Origin of the sequence: Acinetobacter sp. BWR-L5 (genome assembly GCF_039655985.1) — a bacterium.
Lineage (GTDB): Bacteria > Pseudomonadota > Gammaproteobacteria > Pseudomonadales > Moraxellaceae > Acinetobacter > Acinetobacter johnsonii.
On sequence record NZ_JAGFEV010000005.1, the window covers coordinates 230,644 to 246,932 of the forward strand.

Annotated in this window: 17 protein-coding genes; 3 read left to right on the forward strand and 14 right to left on the reverse strand. The window is 41.9% G+C overall.

What is annotated here, in order from left to right:
• Positions 1 to 97: 97 nt before the first annotated feature.
• The 12 genes from JZ787_RS10975 to JZ787_RS11030 form a co-directional block, all read right to left on the reverse strand.
• Positions 98 to 1,537, reverse strand: a complete 1,440-nt coding sequence (locus JZ787_RS10975; RefSeq protein ID WP_346312292.1) for a M48 family metalloprotease — start codon at positions 1,535 to 1,537, stop codon at positions 98 to 100.
• Between the two features lie 84 nt (positions 1,538 to 1,621).
• Positions 1,622 to 2,590 (reverse strand): D-glycerate dehydrogenase, encoded by a 969-nt coding sequence (locus JZ787_RS10980; RefSeq protein ID WP_346312293.1) that lies wholly within the window; start codon positions 2,588 to 2,590, stop codon positions 1,622 to 1,624.
• 2 nt (positions 2,591 to 2,592) lie between these two features.
• Positions 2,593 to 3,258, reverse strand: coding sequence for a hypothetical protein (locus tag JZ787_RS10985; protein WP_346312294.1), 666 nt, complete (start codon positions 3,256 to 3,258; stop codon positions 2,593 to 2,595).
• 120 nt (positions 3,259 to 3,378) lie between these two features.
• Entirely contained in the window at positions 3,379 to 5,265 is a 1,887-nt protein-coding gene (locus JZ787_RS10990; RefSeq protein WP_234964512.1) for a M48 family metalloprotease, read from the reverse strand.
• Positions 5,266 to 5,352: 87 nt separating this feature from the next.
• Complete coding sequence (gene purF / locus JZ787_RS10995) at positions 5,353 to 6,888, reverse strand: amidophosphoribosyltransferase (protein ID WP_004696272.1); 1,536 nt, start codon at positions 6,886 to 6,888, stop codon at positions 5,353 to 5,355.
• Between the two features lie 24 nt (positions 6,889 to 6,912).
• Positions 6,913 to 7,497, reverse strand: coding sequence for a CvpA family protein (locus tag JZ787_RS11000; RefSeq protein WP_004696270.1), 585 nt, complete (start codon positions 7,495 to 7,497; stop codon positions 6,913 to 6,915).
• Positions 7,494 to 8,504, reverse strand: a complete 1,011-nt coding sequence (locus tag JZ787_RS11005) for a quinone-dependent dihydroorotate dehydrogenase (protein ID WP_346312295.1) — start codon at positions 8,502 to 8,504, stop codon at positions 7,494 to 7,496. The genes JZ787_RS11000 and JZ787_RS11005 overlap by 4 nt, the downstream gene beginning before the upstream one ends.
• A 90-nt stretch (positions 8,505 to 8,594) precedes the next feature.
• Positions 8,595 to 9,074 (reverse strand): type II secretion system protein GspM, encoded by a 480-nt coding sequence (gene gspM / locus JZ787_RS11010; RefSeq protein ID WP_168158910.1) that lies wholly within the window; start codon positions 9,072 to 9,074, stop codon positions 8,595 to 8,597.
• A complete protein-coding gene (gspL, locus tag JZ787_RS11015; protein ID WP_346312296.1) occupies positions 9,074 to 10,213 on the reverse strand; it encodes a type II secretion system protein GspL in 1,140 nt (379 codons plus the stop codon). Before gspL ends, gspM begins: the two co-directional genes overlap by 1 nt.
• A 29-nt stretch (positions 10,214 to 10,242) precedes the next feature.
• On the reverse strand, positions 10,243 to 10,698 hold the full coding sequence (locus JZ787_RS11020) for a phosphoglycerate mutase family protein (RefSeq protein ID WP_346312297.1): 456 nt from the start codon (positions 10,696 to 10,698) through the stop codon (positions 10,243 to 10,245).
• Positions 10,699 to 10,800: 102 nt separating this feature from the next.
• Complete coding sequence (locus JZ787_RS11025) at positions 10,801 to 11,874, reverse strand: NAD(P)H-dependent glycerol-3-phosphate dehydrogenase (protein WP_346312298.1); 1,074 nt, start codon at positions 11,872 to 11,874, stop codon at positions 10,801 to 10,803.
• Between the two features lie 23 nt (positions 11,875 to 11,897).
• Entirely contained in the window at positions 11,898 to 12,473 is a 576-nt protein-coding gene (locus tag JZ787_RS11030) for a nitroreductase family protein (protein ID WP_346312299.1), read from the reverse strand.
• A 232-nt stretch (positions 12,474 to 12,705) separates the two neighbouring features.
• Here JZ787_RS11030 and JZ787_RS11035 point away from each other — a divergent pair, with 232 nt between their 5' ends.
• Positions 12,706 to 13,086 (forward strand): hypothetical protein, encoded by a 381-nt coding sequence (locus tag JZ787_RS11035; protein ID WP_004982234.1) that lies wholly within the window; start codon positions 12,706 to 12,708, stop codon positions 13,084 to 13,086.
• Positions 13,087 to 13,144: 58 nt separating this feature from the next.
• Here JZ787_RS11035 and rhlB read toward each other — a convergent pair whose 3' ends face one another.
• Positions 13,145 to 14,296 (reverse strand): ATP-dependent RNA helicase RhlB, encoded by a 1,152-nt coding sequence (rhlB, locus tag JZ787_RS11040; protein ID WP_005400612.1) that lies wholly within the window; start codon positions 14,294 to 14,296, stop codon positions 13,145 to 13,147.
• Positions 14,297 to 14,393: 97 nt separating this feature from the next.
• Entirely contained in the window at positions 14,394 to 14,606 is a 213-nt protein-coding gene (locus JZ787_RS11045) for a cold-shock protein (RefSeq protein ID WP_004648643.1), read from the reverse strand.
• Positions 14,607 to 14,997: 391 nt separating this feature from the next.
• Between JZ787_RS11045 and JZ787_RS11050 the strand changes: the two genes are divergently transcribed.
• Both JZ787_RS11050 and rpoH read left to right on the forward strand, forming a co-directional pair.
• Positions 14,998 to 15,231, forward strand: a complete 234-nt coding sequence (locus JZ787_RS11050; protein WP_004696251.1) for a sulfurtransferase TusA family protein — start codon at positions 14,998 to 15,000, stop codon at positions 15,229 to 15,231.
• Positions 15,232 to 15,369: 138 nt separating this feature from the next.
• Complete coding sequence (gene rpoH, locus JZ787_RS11055; protein ID WP_004982243.1) at positions 15,370 to 16,239, forward strand: RNA polymerase sigma factor RpoH; 870 nt, start codon at positions 15,370 to 15,372, stop codon at positions 16,237 to 16,239.
• Positions 16,240 to 16,289: the final 50 nt, after the last annotated feature.

Sequence of the window (16,289 nt, forward strand, 5' to 3'; positions counted from 1 at the left end):
ATAAAAATTATTATTTTTATTTTATCTATTCATTCTCAGCTTTAAAACAAATCCTGACTCATCTCTGTTTTATCCCTCTATTTGCAATACCGCTTTCCTAAGCTCTAAATTGTCGATCCTTTTGCATTTGGGTTAAACGCGTTTTAATGGTCGCTGACATTGATTCATTATCTTTCGCTAAACGCTGAGCATGCAATAAAGATTTAATCGCTTCTTCTTCAAAGCCCGACCAGAACTGCACTTCAGCCCGATAGCGCAAAACATTAATGGTATGCATTGACGACTTTTTATCTAAACTCGCAGCTTGCTGCATCAGTCTCCACGCATTCACATCACGCGGATTATTTTTCAAAAACCGATTGAGTACAGGCTGCGCAAGCTCAGGTCGATTCTGACGAATATAAACTTCAGCCAATTTATAATTTAAAGCCCGATTTTCAGGCATGATGCTCGCAGGTGATTGGATAACAGCAAGGGCTTCATTCACACGATTTTGTCCAAGCAAAATATCAGTTTGAATCAAGGTCTGCAGGTTATGTAATTTCTGATGCGACTTGGCCTGATCTAACACTTGTTGAGCAAGTTTATAGTCACCTTGTTTGAGGTAAAAACTAGCCAAAGCCAATTGTGCTGCATAGCTGTTACGGCTTACCAGCATCTGAAGTTGCTGTTCTGTCGCCTGATTCGATATCACCATGGTATACAGCTTTAAGATCTCAAAGTCTTCATCACGCCAAATAGATTTCACTTTAGGCAACTGATTCGCTCTGAGTCTTGCCTCACTCATCCGCTCAGTCGTGAGTGGGTGTGTGAACCAAAAGTCGGGTAAAAAACTCACTCGACTGGTTGCACGGTGCATCACTTCAAAAAAATCAGCCATACTTTGCGGGTTATAACCAGCGCTATACATATACTGCATCCCTATACGGTCAGCTTCACGCTCTTGGTTACGACTATAAGACAGCTGCTTGTCCATGAGTGCGGCTTGCGTACCAACCATGACCGCAGAACCGACATCACCATCGGCTTGAGACGCAACCAAAGCACCAACCAAAATCCCTGCCAGCGCGAGCAACCCCTGCCCCTTAAACGCCTCTTGCGAACGACTGTAGTGGCGCTGTGTGACGTGCGCAATTTCGTGCGCCATTACGCCGGCAACTTCATCCATATTATTGGCATTGGTAATCAAACCAGCGTTTAATGCAAACAAACCACCCGGGACTGCAAAGGCATTAATTTGCGGGTCATTAATGACCACCAGACCAATCGGTTGACCAAGCTGGGTTTGACTCAAAATGCTTGAAAAAGCATTCATCAGTTGATCTTCTAGCCACGGATTTTGCGTAACAGGTAGCTGACGCTGTACTTCACGATAAACTTTTTCACCAATATAGCGCTCATTATATTGATCAATAAAACCTATACCTGAACCAATCTCAGGTACATTGAACTGTGGGGCATTCGTAAGAAATTGACCTTCTGCAAAACCAACAGTCGAAATAAGACTTAAACTGCACGCACACAGAAAACGCTTCAACCCTCACCCCGACTTTATTTAAAGGAATCGAATGAATATAACATTGATAATTGAATGAAAATGCAATGAAGTGTTATCAAATTTTTATCTAAATTCAGGATTCACCACATATGGAGGTTGACTACCTTCCAATGCTTTCACCAAGTTTTGGTAAGCCAACTCTGCCATTTTTTTACGTGTTACAGATGTTGCAGAACCAATATGTGGCAACGTTACCACATTATGCAGCTGGAACAGTGCTGAATCTTGCAAGGGTTCTTTTTCATAAACATCCAGCCCAGCTGCAAAAATTTGCTTTTGCTCCAAGGCCTGAATAAGTGCCTGTTCATCCACTACGGCACCACGCGAAATATTTACAAAGACGGCATGAGATTGCATTTTCTTAAATGCTTCTGCATCAATCAAATGCTGCGTATTCGCGTTTAGATCAACCGCCACAACAATGAAGTCCGATTGCTCTAACAGCTCATCTAATTCGCAAAAACGTGCATTTAAGGGTTGTGCCAATTCTAATTTTTCTCGGCGCCCGTGATACAAAATATTCATATTGAAACCATGAAAACCACGTCGCGCAATTGCCGCACCAATATTCCCTAAACCAATTATACCCAATGTTTGACCAAAAATTTCCTGACCAAATTGTGCCTGCCCGACAGTACGCGACCACTGACCTGTTTTGGTCCATTGATCCAAATAAGGCACTTGACGCGCCGCACTCATCAACAAAGTAAAGGCCAAATCGGCAGTCGTTTCAGTTAGCACATGAGGGGTGTGGCTGAGCCAAATTTTTGCTTGGTTTAAGTAGTTCAGATCATAGTTGTCATAGCCAACACTAACACTAGATATAATTTTGAGCTGTTTCGCAGTTTCTAGGTTGTTTTGATTCAGTAAACGCCCTGCACCAATCATGGCATCCGCATCCGCAACTTGCTCACGGATTTGCGTATTTACATCACCTGCTTTCGGGTTGATGACCACCACGTGATAACGCTGCTCTAGGCGCTGTAATACTTCTGCATCTATTTGACTAAAAACAACGACTTTCTGCTTCATACCTATTCCATATTTTGTTGTTTTGCTCGCATCATGTGCCACAGGGCTTTTTTAAGTAATGGCTGATCAAGCATTTCTTGTAAGCTTGCTGCTTGTGTGACTTTTATACCATTAGCATTTGGTATAGAGCCCAATGCAATAACTGTTTTGCCCTGACTTAAACCATCAATGAAACCTTGAATATAACTCTGAACACCGCGCCCATCTTGGAAATTCAACAAAGGAAAAGGCCAATTCAGCGCATATTTTTGCGCAGGTAAGGCCTGCACAATATTTTGCCACAACTGTTGCTGCTCCAAGCTCAATTGTGTCGCTTCAAGCACCAAAGCGCAGTGCTCCAAAGCAACAGCTTGCAACTGAAAAGCCTCAACATGGATGGCCTCTCGGACAATCTCTTCTTTTAATGCTGTAACAACTTCTTGTTCAATCGGCTGCGTTGCAATTTCAGCAGGAGGCGCTGGATGTGGAAGCTTATTCTGTACAAGTGGATGTTCAGAAATGCTTTTGGCTTCGGGCTGAGATTGAGGTCGTACAATTTCAGAAATAATCTCAGTCGTGCTTTGATCTCGCCAGATCGATGTGGTTGCATTTTGTTGAGACGGCAAAAAAGCAGGAACCCACAAATCAATTCCTAAACTCGCCAAAACCTCACGCTGATGCCCGATCATCTTTTACCTTCACACTTAATTCAGTGCATATTCTATCGAGAAATGCCTAGAGATGCTGTTCTTTTCACATATTATTCGCATAGACAATATGCAAATACTAAGAACGCATTAAACCCTCAATTAAACAATCATCAAGCGATTTTTCTTTTGCATTTGCTCAACAATCTCTTCACTGTCGAAACCGAGACGCCAATAAAGCAACTCCAAAACATCCTGCTCATCTTGAGTAATAATGCGGTCGTTCCATAGACAAATTTCAGCCACCCCCAAAATACTTAAACGATCCCGCAGCAGCAGCCCCGCCATATCATTTAAAATTTCGGCCAAATCAATCGGCTCATCTGAAATTTCCGCATACTGCTCTAACTCTTGTACAGTTAAAACTCGACGCAAGATTTTCTCTCGTACTTCCAACTGTGTTTCACTATTGATTTGCTGCACATGTAACAAAGCATCAATTAAACGCACAATCTGCGGTTTAACTTCATCTAGAGCCGCAGGTGTATGCACAGGCAACAAATTCAGCTCAAACTTAACCCGTTCAAGTAGCAGTGCATCCAACAGTCCAATTTCACCGTCTTCTTGAATAATCTTCGCCAACTTTAATAAAAACTGGCGTGCAATTGTCGCTGGCATGCCACCAATATTTCGGCATGCCTCATGGAAAATTGAAATATGAACACGGCCATCTAGATTTAATAGTGAATCCACAATGGCACGGCTGACTTCAGCCTCAGCAGGAATAAACTCACGGAATTGACGAATCATGAGAATCGCGACCATCAGCTCGCGCGAACCTGTTGCGGTCTGTAAAGCTCGCTGAATTAACTCTGGACGTTCAATATGTGCACGTACTTCAGGGTTAAGCGGTTTAATTGCATCTTTAATGGCAAAACTAATTGGAGACAGTCTTAATAAGGGCAAAGGCTGCGGTGAAGTCCAAGGCGCTTGGAAATCTGCGTACTGCTCTTCTAAGGAACGAAACAAGCCAAATAACGGACGGTTGCGCAGTTTTTCTAGGTTTTCCAACTGTATGTCTTGAACCAAATTCGGATTCATTTCATAAATACGTTCTTCAATGCTTGGATGAATATTCATCCAACTTTGCGCACTTAATGAGTTGGCAAAACACATGTGTGCAATCGACTCAGAATATTCACTGTGAATTTGCGAACCTGCGTGATGCACATAGATACGCATGAGAGTTTGAATATTGGCATCATTTTGCATCAGACGACGTGTTTTCATATCATTTTTTAAAGTACGCCCCCCCAACGTCAGAAACTTAATACAGCGTGTAACCAGCACCCCCAAACTTCCAATCAGCCAGATCACACCACCTGTTGCAACAAAAGTGGTTTCAAAACTTTGCGACTTTTTATGATGAGTTGAAAATCCCAATTTAGCAATTTTACTGCCCCACTGACTGAAGGTGGTGAGGGCACTATATAAAATTTTTAACCGAGTATTTTCAGCGGTCTCACCTGATAAAATTTGATTAAACTCATGATTCAATAACCCCGTCAGCTCAAGTTCATCGAGGTTTTGCAGGGCGCCCCACGTTAAAATAATCGCAATATCTTTGGGATAAAAACCAGCAGTTAAGGCATTCACCCCCACTTCATCGGGCAAAACATAGACCGCAGGTGTTTCAATTAAAAAAGTATCCGCTAGTTTTTCTGTAATTTTCAGTGCAATACTTTCTTCTGGTGTACTTTCAATCAAACTTAAACGTCGTGCACGCAGCTGCTTGGCCAAACTGTGTCCGCCTGAACGGAACACATACAACTCATATACCACGGAATAACTCATCACCAAGAGCAATAAACCAATGATATAAATACTCAAGCTATGCCAAAAAATGCTTTGACTCGAATCAAAATAAAAAACCAGCAGCCCAGCCACAGTATTTAAAATAAATAGCGACAAAAGTACCGCCAGCAAGCAGATACTGGCAGACCACAACATGTTTTTATTCTTTATGATTGAATAACTTACACCCTTCAATGTAAATCCCTTTTCTTACATTGTTTGAATCAATCCATCATAAATGAAAAAAGCGGGAAACTCCCGCTTTTCTCAAATCTAAATCAATTAGACTTCTTTCACACCCGTCAAATCAACGGAAGCTGCATCAATGTTGACATCAATATAGCTGTCTTTCTTTTTCGATGTTTCACGACGTTTCGCCTGTAATTCATCTAAATAAGCTTCATCGATACCACCAGCAACATATTTACCATCAAATACCGAGCAATCAAACTCTTGTAAATCTGGTACTTTGCTGGTGCGCACAGCTGCTTTTAAGTCTTCTAAATCTTGGAAAATTAGACGATCTGCACCAATAATTTCACGAATTTCTTCAACGGTACGCTCAGATGCAATCAACTCTTCTTTTGCTGGCATATCAATGCCATACACGTTTGGATATTTCACCATCGGCGCAGCAGAAGCAAAGAATACTTTTTTCGCACCCGCATCACGTGCCATTTGGATAATTTCATTACACGTAGTACCACGCACAATCGAGTCATCCACCAAAAGTACATTTTTACCTTGGAACTCAAGTTCAACAGGGTTCAACTTTTGACGTACTGATTTTTTACGCAATTGCTGACCCGGCATAATGAAGGTACGGCCGATGTAGCGGTTCTTCATAAAGCCTTCACGGAACTTCACGCCCAACATATTTGCCAGTTCAAGTGCAGAGGTACGCGATGTATCTGGAATTGGGATCACGACATCAATATCGTGCTCTTCACTCCACTCTGTCAGGATTTTTTGAGCAAGCTTTTCGCCCATTTTTAAACGTGCTTTGTAGACTGAAATGCCATCAATAATCGCATCTGGACGCGCAAAGTAAACATATTCAAAAATACATGGGCGGTATTCAGGCGCTTCAGCACACTGCTTGGTAAACATCTGCCCTTGTGAGTCGATAAAGATCGCTTCACCCGGCGCAATATCACGCTCAACTTTAAAGCCGAGTGCCGTAATAGCGACAGACTCAGATGCAATGATATATTCCATACCAGCATCAGTTTCACGCGAACCGTAAATCAGTGGACGAATACCATTTGGATCACGGAAACCCACTAAGCCATGCCCAGTAAGCATTGCAACTACAGCATAACCACCTTTACAGCGTTCATGTACTTTACTAACTACATGAAAAATGTCGTCTGCTGTAGGCATCAATTTGCCGCGTTTTTGCAACTCATGCGCAAACACGTTTAACAGTACTTCTGAGTCTGAATCCGTATTCATATGACGTAAGTCTGTTTTGAACAGATCGTCATGAATTTCTTCAGCATTGGTTAAGTTACCATTATGCGCTAACGTGATCCCGTAAGGTGAGTTCACATAGAAGGGCTGCGCTTCAGCGCTGCTCGATGAACCCGCAGTAGGATAACGCACATGCCCAATACCATAGTTACCTTGTAATGCACGCATATGGCGAGTGTGGAACACATCACGAACCATGCCATTGTCTTTACGTAAGAATAAACGACCTTCGTGGCAGGTTACTATCCCAGCTGCATCTTGCCCACGATGTTGTAACATCGTTAATGCATCAAACAACATTTGGTTAACAGCTGATTTACCAGCTATACCAACTACTCCACACATAGCAACCTCGCAGACAAGCTAGGATTAATAAAAAGGATTATTTGTTGACTCACCCTGTCCCTCAGCATTTTTCGAGGAAATTTTCGGTGAAGAATCTGAAGATACATGTGTATCTTTAGACTTGATATGTGACATCGCCTCGCTTGCAGCCTCTTTAGAAAGCTCCATCGCCCAAGGCGCGTAAGGCAAAAGTGTTTGGACAAACTTGGATTGTCTCCAATATGGAGAACTTTCAACCCAAGAACCCACACCTTGCATCGTAATCAGAACAATTAACAACCCTTTTAATGAACCAAAAGCACCGCCGGCTAATCGATTCAAAGGCCCGAGTTTTAAACTCTTCAATATGTTATTCAGTAATGCCGTGACAATCCACGTCAAAACCACAATAACCAATACAATAAATGCAAAAGCTGCAATTTTTTGAACCACTGGATCTTCACTGAGTGAGACCATCGAAGGTGCTAGGACGCTTGCAAATTTAGCACCAACAATCAGCGCTAAAATCCATCCTATCAAGTTCGCAAAGGCTTTAACAAATCCTTGACGCAAACCGTTGAGCCCTCCAATGAGCAATACAATCAATATGAAGATATCAATGGCATTCATGTTGTTTTCATTGCAGAGACGCAGTCTTGAATTAAGGTTGGTCCTGTATAGATGAGGCCACTATAAACTTGTACAAGATTTGCCCCTGCATTTTGTTTTGCAAGCGCCTGCTCACCCGACAAAATCCCACCCACACCAATCAAAGGAATCTGACCTTTTAAAACCTCAGCAAAGGCTTTTAAACACGCTGTACTTTTCTCAAACACAGGCGCACCAGATAAACCACCCGCTTCATCACCAAAAGGTAAGTTTTCCACCCCTTCACGAGACAAAGTCGTATTGGTCACAATCAACCCATCAATTTTAAACTGAAGCAGTTGTTTCGCAATAAATTGAATATCTTCCGCTTCCAAATCCGGCGCAACTTTCAACACCAAGGGTACATAGTGCTGCTGCTCTTCAGCCAACTCTAACTGACGTTTTTTCAGCGTCTCTAGCAGCTCAGTTAAAGCATCGCCACTTTGCAAACTACGCAGGTTTTTAGTATTTGGAGAGGAAATGTTAACGGTAATATAAGACGCATAGTTATAGACTTTTTCTAAACAAATGAGATAGTCATCTACTGCTTTTTCGACTGGGGTATCCGCATTTTTGCCGATATTAATCCCTAAAACCCCTTTGAACTTGGCCGCTTTGACATTTTCAATCAGTTGATCCACACCATCGTTGTTAAAACCCATACGGTTAATAATGGCTTTAGCTTGTGGGATACGGAATAAACGTGGCAGAGGATTACCCTGCTGTGGACGCGGAGTAATGGTTCCAATTTCAATAAAACCAAACCCTAGACCTGCCATTGCGTCAATATAAGCACCATTTTTATCTAGACCAGCAGCCAAACCTACAGGATTGGGGAACTCGATGCCCATACATGTCACCGGTTTAGCCGCTATATTTTGACGCATTAAGCCTAGCTTATGCGTTGATTTCAATAGCGATAGTGTTAGCTCATGTGCACGCTCTGGTGCTAAAGTAAACAACAAAGGGCGGGCAAGAGAATACAACATATCTGTAAAAGTCTACTGCTTTTTAAGTCGCCATATTATAGGCATAGCCTCGCTAAAACACCATGCTTCGTCTGGCTTTATTTTTAGCGATTATTTCACGCTAGCCGATAATTTAATCTGCCCTGCATCTGAGACCAACTCCATTTTTTCAATACTCAAACCATTTTGCGTTAGTTGGGTCAAAAAGTTAGCTAACACTACATAGTTGGCATGGCTTACTACCAACTGAATTTGTTCAGCATTCTGCTGCGAAGCAACCGACAAACCTTGCTGCTGTGCAATACGCTGGATCTGTTCCATCGGGGTTAGTTGACCATCTGAGCTCGATTTCATGGTGACTGCATTGCTCTGCATCCATGTCATGGTTTCTTTGAGCTGGTTCACGCGTTTTTGCTGTTTCTCTGCCGCAGCATGGGTATACCAAAGTGCAGCCCCTATCGAGCTCACCAATACGAAAATGAGCAAGAAGATGACTAATACACGGTCGCGCGGTGTAAGACGATCAAAATAAGTACTGATCAGCTCTAAACGCTGATCCAAAACAGTTTGTAAATTTTGCATGGCTTTCATTATTGTATTTTCACCATTCCAATTGCCCCACCCGTGGTCGGCTGAATATTGCCTAATTCAACCTGAAAACCTTGTTGATTAAGCTGCTGAGTGAGTGTCTGTAAAGCCTCTGCCGAGTTGGCTTTAAGTTGCATATTTAGGCTATTCGCTTCATACACCACCTGATTAGCCACAATTTGCTGTTGCATAAGCACAGGCCCAACGCGACTCAATAAAGACAAAGCTTGCGCATCCGCTTGTTTATTCATATTCAGTTGATATTCAAACTGGCTTCGCAGCGTTTGCTCGGTCACAGGATAGTTCGCACCAAACCAATATTTAAATTGATCGACCGCCTGAACAGCCACTTGCTCTGCAAGCTTTTTATTTTGATACCAACGGGTCGCATCATAGGTCAATTGCGTCACAATCAATGCAGCAAATACCGCTGCACAGGCTTTCCAATAGCCCGTTGAAACATGTTGCTCTTTCACCTTCGGCAAAAGATTCCATGGATGTTGTTTTGCTCTTGGCAATGCCATCCATTCATAATGGAAAGACTCAAGCTGCTCCTGCGTCACACTGGCGTTTAAGCTATGCATGTGCGAAGCACTAAAGTTACAAATTTTATATTTTTGGTTGACTGCTTGATAATCTAAAAATACAGCAAGATCATCAATTGATCCGCCCAACCAAGTATTAGCGCGAAACAGAAGTCGCTCTTCTACATAGCCCAAGATTACCTGTTCTGCGTCAGGTACAGGCAAAATCAGAAAATCAGGCAATAGGCTGACCAGCTTCACAGGAATCAAACTCAAGGCATGCTGTAAAGTCTCTAAACGATGCTTTGAAATACCCAAAACAGTGAGTTGCTCAGGCGCTTGAAAGTGATGTAATACTTTCATCTGATCGATTGAGCTCAATACATATTCTTCCAGCAAATACTTCACACCTTCAGCCCCCAACTGCTTGTATTGGGCCTTAGGCATATTTTGCTGAATAATTTGCACATCACGGCTTGGAAAGAAAACAGTTGCTTCCTCACCATGATGCGCTTGTATATCTTGGATCAATTGCTCAAGTGTATAAGCAGATTGCCATCTTTCCCCTATAGACCAGTGCCATGTTCCATCGGCTTCGGGCATCCAAATTTGCAACATGTATTATATTCTGCCGTTTTAATTGGTTTTTATATGCTAGGTATAAATGCTTTTGTTTGTGTCGACAAGCCTTCCGCGATAACTGCTTGCTCATAAATCCGCGCTTCAGCCAAAGCATAAGGATTGAAAGATTCTGTCACCAAAATCGAGGCCATATGTGCCACCAAATTCATATGACACACCACCACAATAGACTCATACGGCAAATGTGATAACCATTCCACAGCCGCTTTTGCATCATCATCGGGCTTAATGGTATTGCAGATTACAACAGGTACATCCGCAAAGTACTGTTTAATGTGTGCCAATGTTTCCTGCGCACGCAGCAATGGGCTAACCACAAAGACATCAGGTTGGATACGTGACTTTAAAAAGTCAGCAGTTTGCTCTGCCTGTGCATGCCCACGTTCGGTGAGTGGGCGTTTAGTGTCATTCCCCATGATCGGTGGCGCAGCTTCACCATGACGTACCAAAGTCAGTTGCATAAAAAATCCTTATTCAAATCCTGATTATTTTAATTAATTTTTATGACAATTCAGTCATTATACCCACTTAAACGCTCATTTTATTTCGGTTTTTAAGTGACTTTAAACCTCATGATGCGGCAAAACAAACTCCACATCACTGCGGTGTCCATTTTTCATTAAGGATAGTGCAATTGTCATTGGTGGTGCATTTTCAAAAATAACACTGTATAAAGCGCTAGTAATCGGCATATACACATCTAGCTCTTCAGAACGTGCTTTGACTTGTACAATAGTGTTAATGCCTTCTGCTGTTTGTCCCAATTCAGCGGTTGCCTGTTCCAAACTCTTGCCTTGCCCCAGTGCAAAACCGATTTGATAGTTGCGACTCAGTGGGCTGCTACACGTTGCAAATAAATCACCGACACCAGACAAACCTAAGAAGGTCAGTGGATTTGCCCCTAACTTCACAGCAAAACGACTCATTTCCGCCAAAGCACGAGTCAAAATCATACTCTTGGTATTTTCACCGACTTTGTATGCAGCAGCCATTCCCATCGCAACCGCATAAATGTTTTTAAGCGCACCGCCGAGTTCTACACCATGCACATCATCACTGGCGAAAACACGGAACAAGGCACTATGTAAAGCTTGCTGTACCGCATAACGCACCAAGTCAGACTGGCTTGCAATGACCGTCCCAGCCGGTTGTCCTGCCACAATTTCCTTGGCTAAGTTTGGCCCAGATAACACGCCATAAGGCACTTCTGGTAGCTCTGAGCGAATAATATCACTCATAAAACTAAAAGTATTCGCTTCGATACCCTTGGTCAAAGACACCACGGCTTGCGAAGTAATAAACGGTTTAATTTGTTTGAGTACATCACGGAAAGAATGACTCGGAATCGCCACCAAAATAATATCGCGATCACGAACAGCCTCTTCTATATTTGAAACTGCACGTAAACCGTCTTCAAGTTTAAAATCGGGCAAATAGCGTTTATTCACATGTGTCGCATTGATATCAGCCGCAACCGCTTCATCACGAATCCAAATCATGGTATCGCAGCCATTACGAACCGCGGTATTCGCCATCGCTGTCCCAAAACTACCACCACCCAAAACGGTAATACGTAGTGCCGTTTTTTGATCTACTGCTACAGGTTCAACCAAATCTGAAAACTTCAACTCTGACATTATTTTTATATCCTAAAATGGAACTATTGATTCCAATAACTTACATAATCTTGGGTTTGAATTTCGGCACGTGGCGGAATCGCTTTAACTGCCGTACCAATATATAAAATACCTGAGATCAAATCATCTGCGCTGAAGCCTAAAGCCTGTTTGAAATGCACCGACTCCACCACTGCCCCACTACGCCACATACTCGAAAAACCTTGAGCTTGTAGGGACAAAATAAAATTCTGAATAGTAGCCCCACTACTTAAAGTCTGCTCAAAATTAGGGACTTTCGGATGCGATTGAAATTTAGTCAATACCAAAACCAGTAATGGGGCACGAAAAGGATGATTTTTAACACGCTCTAACTGTGCTGACTCAGTCTCACCCAAATCAGCCAAGGCTTGTGACAATAACTCACCAAATGCCTCACGTTGATCTTCAGCAATTACGATAAAACGTGTCGGCTTTAAACGATGATGATCTGGTGCAGTCAATGCGGCTTGAAATGCCCGCTCTAATTGTTCTGCATTGGGAGCAGGCTCGACCAAATGGCCAATCGATTGACGTTGATGCATATTCTGGTGAACGATATCTACCGCGAGTTCCGTCATTAGGCTCTTAATCTTTCAAATTAAACAATACGTTTTAGAGTAGCACACTCTGAAAAGTTTGCTCTAGGGCTTCAGTATGAAATACCCAGTTTCGGCAAAACTAATTTTAAAATTTTGAGCACTTTTCAAACTGTTCGATAAGACTGCATTTTTCATACATTTCTTACATGATTCATCCTACAAGCTATGTTCCAATAAACAATGATTTAATAAAACATGACTGGGGTATGAAATGAAAAAGAATATCGCTATTGCTGGAGCAGCAGCACTAACACTACTTCTAAGCGCTTGCGCATCGACACCAAGCAACTCTTTAGCGATCCAAAAAGCTGACAATCAATACGAAGTTACAGGTATTGGGAAAACTGCATTGATTGCAAAAAACAACGCCATTGAAGCAGCAGCTAAAACGTGTGGCTCTAAAGCAACAGCGATTGTGAGTGATGAAAAAACCGAATATCAAGGTGCTTTAAAAGGCGTTGTAAGTGACGAAACTGGAAAAATGATCCAAGCAGCCGCATCTGTACTGGGTTCTATTTCGGGTACAAACTCAGGCATTAATCAAGACAGTGACTATCAAACAATCCTGACTTTTTCTTGTAAAGCAAAATAAAGATGCCATAAAAAACCGCTCATCTGAGCGGTTTTTTTACACCAATCACTTCAAACGATTAGCAATAGCCTTCTAAACGTGTCAGTGGCAGTTTTTGCCCAATGGCTTTTTCAATTTCGGGTAGATAGAACGCATCATCTTCAGATAAGAAACTAATACTCACACCACGCGTACCAGCACGACCTGTACGACCAATACGGTGCACATAGTCATCCGACTGTTCAGGTAAAGTGAAATTGACCACATGCGATACACCATCCACATGGATACCACGTCCCGCAACATCGGTTGCAATCATGATGTTATGTTGACCATTTTTAAATTGATCTAACATTTTCAAACGTTTGTCTTGTGCAATTTCACCTGACAGCATCACCACTTTATAGCCATCACGCTTCAAGTTGTCATAGAGCTTACGCACTTGATCGCGACGATTTGCGAAAATCATCACTTTTTCAATGGGCTCATCACGCAGAATGTCTTGTAGCAATTTATATTTATCAGACTTTGCCACCATGTACACCCGTTGTTCAACGTCTGCATTGGTCTTCTTCTCTGGCTCAATTTCAACAGTTACAGGTTCAAACAACCACTGCTGCGCAAGGTTTAAAACATCGTAACTAAACGTTGCAGAGAACATCAGAGTCTGACGTTGTTCCTTACGCGGTGAGAAACGAACAATACGTTTGACTGAAGGAATAAAGCCCATATCTAATAAGCGATCGGCTTCATCAATCACTAAAAATTCAATCTGGTCGAGCCAAACTTCTTTTTGTTCAACAAAGTCAATCAGACGACCTGGCGTCGCCACCATAATATCGACAGGTTTTTTATCAAGTTGTGCTTTTTGTTTATCAAAGTCAACGCCGCCTAAAAGCGTCACGACATGTAAATCTGAGAATTTTGTGAGTTCTTTCGCATCGCTTTCGATTTGCAGTGCAAGCTCTCGAGTCGGTGCTAAAATCAAGGCACGAGGTTCACCGCGGTAGCGCTGCTCTTGAATTGGATTATTCAGCAAGTCGTTAATCACGCTCACCAAAAATGCCGCTGTTTTACCAGTCCCTGTTTGCGCACGACCAATTGCATCGTGTCCCGCCAAAGTGAATTTTAAAACCTTTTGCTGAATAGGCGTCATATCCTTAAAACCTAAAGCATCAATAGCTCGTTTAAGTTGAGGATGTAAATTTAAGGTTTCAAAACCTGATGACATATAAGTGCGCTCTGACGAAAAATCACGAAAATTGATCTGTAGTATAAACAAAAACGCCCCAATTTACATTGGGGCGTTTTAAAGTACGTTCAGACAATTAGTCTAAAGGTTGTACTTCTTCAGCTTGGAAGCCTTTTTGACCTTTTACAACGCTGAATTCAACGCGTTGGCCGTCACGTAGTGAACGGTGGCCGTCGCCTTGGATTGCACGGAAGTGAACGAATACATCGTCGCCGCCATTGCGTTGGATAAAGCCGAAGCCTTTAGTGTCGTTGAACCATTTAACTACGCCTTGTTCACGAGCTGTCATAAGTTAATCCTCATTGTATCTAAAAGAAGGACCACCCGGTGTTGCAAACAGCAGACCAAACAAGGTTTAAAAATATTTATTATTTCTAAGCTTGTAATCATTCTGTATAACTATTAACAAAATCCCGGTTACATCCATTTGTAAAATAGGCTTTAAAACAATTTATGGTTGTGTTAAATCCCAGTACGCGACGAGCTTAACATGGGTTAAAAACAATTCATACCCTTTTTTTTGATTAATCGTCTTTTTAATTCAGCATATTTTTTAACTAGTTATTTGTAATTTTAGATATAGCGACTATAGGCCTATAAAGCATGAAATATTTGGGTTTTGGCACTGAATTTGCTAATATTTCTACCCACCTAAATGTTGTAAAGCCTTCCTTAGCTATATGAGTGATATCGAACAAAATACCAACATTATTGATGCAATGGGGCAACCATGTCCTATGCCTCTGTTGTTGCTTAAACGCGCACTTAAGAAGAGTCCAGCGCAGCATTTTCTATTAAAATCGTCTGATCCGCACAGTCAGATCGATATCACGCGTTATTGCGAAATCCATCATTTAACTTGCGTTTTGAAACAAATTAATGAGCATGAATTTCACTACTTCATTGAATCTTAATTCTTTTCAATTACACTAAGTCTATTCACATTTGCATAAAAGTTTACATTTCTATACCCAATTTTCCATTATTCAGTGGAAGATTGGATTAAGATAAATTCAATTGTTGGGTAAAAATGAAATCCCTAAGGAGAACACATGAGTGACAGCAGCAATCAATTGATGCCCCTGTCATTATCGGCACCAGGTGTAAACTTGGGCGCTTATATTAGTACTGTCAACCAAATCCCGATTTTGACAGCGGAACAAGAAAAAGAGCTAGCTGAACGCTACTATTATGACCAAGACCTCGATGCCGCTAAACTTCTAGTCATGTCGCATCTGCGTTTTGTGGTTCATATTGCCCGCAGTTATGCAGGCTACGGCTTACCTCAAGGTGACCTCATTCAAGAAGGTAACTTGGGCTTAATGAAAGCTGTTAAACGCTTCGACCCAAACATGGGCGTACGCTTGGTCTCTTTTGCGGTACACTGGATTAAAGCCGAAATTCACGAATATGTGATTCGTAACTGGCGTATTGTCAAAATTGCAACGACTAAAGCACAACGTAAACTGTTCTTTAATTTACGTAGTCTAAAAAAATCGTCTAAAAAGCTCACTCTAAAAGAAGCGCAATCGATTGCGAATGACCTCAATGTAACACCTGAACAGGTGTTAGAAATGGAAGGTCGTTTAACTGCTTATGATGCAGCGTTTGAAGCTCAAGGCGATGATGACGATGAAGGTTCAACCCATGTTGCACCTGCGCTCTATCTTGAAGATAACCGCTATGACCCAGCGCGTTTGGCTGAAGAAGAAGATTACGAAGAACAGAGCACCAATGCTTTGCATGATGCGATGGAACAACTTGATGACCGTTCGCGTAATATTTTACAGCGCCGTTGGTTAGATGATGAAAAATCGACACTGCACGAACTAGCTGCTGAATACAATGTTTCCGCCGAACGCATTCGTCAACTTGAAAAAAATGCCATGGAAAAAATTAAAGTGGCGATGTCATCGAACTAAGATGATACCAATACAGAAAAGGGCGAAATGCCCTTTTCTTTTTACTAATA

Excerpts from the sequence above, each read along its gene's own strand:
- JZ787_RS11050 (WP_004696251.1), top strand. The coding sequence starts at position 14,998 with ATGAGTGATATCGAACAAAATACCAACATTATTGATGCAATGGGGCAA.
- JZ787_RS10985 (WP_346312294.1), bottom strand. The coding sequence starts at position 3,258 with ATGATCGGGCATCAGCGTGAGGTTTTGGCGAGTTTAGGAATTGATTTG.
- JZ787_RS11020 (WP_346312297.1), bottom strand. The coding sequence starts at position 10,698 with ATGCAACTGACTTTGGTACGTCATGGTGAAGCTGCGCCACCGATCATG.
- JZ787_RS11000 (WP_004696270.1), bottom strand. The coding sequence starts at position 7,497 with ATGAATGCCATTGATATCTTCATATTGATTGTATTGCTCATTGGAGGG.
- JZ787_RS11035 (WP_004982234.1), top strand. The coding sequence starts at position 12,706 with ATGAAAAAGAATATCGCTATTGCTGGAGCAGCAGCACTAACACTACTT.
- JZ787_RS11030 (WP_346312299.1), bottom strand. The coding sequence starts at position 12,473 with ATGACGGAACTCGCGGTAGATATCGTTCACCAGAATATGCATCAACGT.
- JZ787_RS11045 (WP_004648643.1), bottom strand. The coding sequence starts at position 14,606 with ATGACAGCTCGTGAACAAGGCGTAGTTAAATGGTTCAACGACACTAAA.
- JZ787_RS11025 (WP_346312298.1), bottom strand. The coding sequence starts at position 11,874 with ATGTCAGAGTTGAAGTTTTCAGATTTGGTTGAACCTGTAGCAGTAGAT.
- rpoH (WP_004982243.1), top strand. The coding sequence starts at position 15,370 with ATGAGTGACAGCAGCAATCAATTGATGCCCCTGTCATTATCGGCACCA.
- gspM (WP_168158910.1), bottom strand. The coding sequence starts at position 9,074 with ATGAAAGCCATGCAAAATTTACAAACTGTTTTGGATCAGCGTTTAGAG.
- rhlB (WP_005400612.1), bottom strand. The coding sequence starts at position 14,296 with ATGTCATCAGGTTTTGAAACCTTAAATTTACATCCTCAACTTAAACGA.
- JZ787_RS10980 (WP_346312293.1), bottom strand. The coding sequence starts at position 2,590 with ATGAAGCAGAAAGTCGTTGTTTTTAGTCAAATAGATGCAGAAGTATTA.
- purF (WP_004696272.1), bottom strand. The coding sequence starts at position 6,888 with ATGTGTGGAGTAGTTGGTATAGCTGGTAAATCAGCTGTTAACCAAATG.
- JZ787_RS11005 (WP_346312295.1), bottom strand. The coding sequence starts at position 8,504 with ATGTTGTATTCTCTTGCCCGCCCTTTGTTGTTTACTTTAGCACCAGAG.
- gspL (WP_346312296.1), bottom strand. The coding sequence starts at position 10,213 with ATGTTGCAAATTTGGATGCCCGAAGCCGATGGAACATGGCACTGGTCT.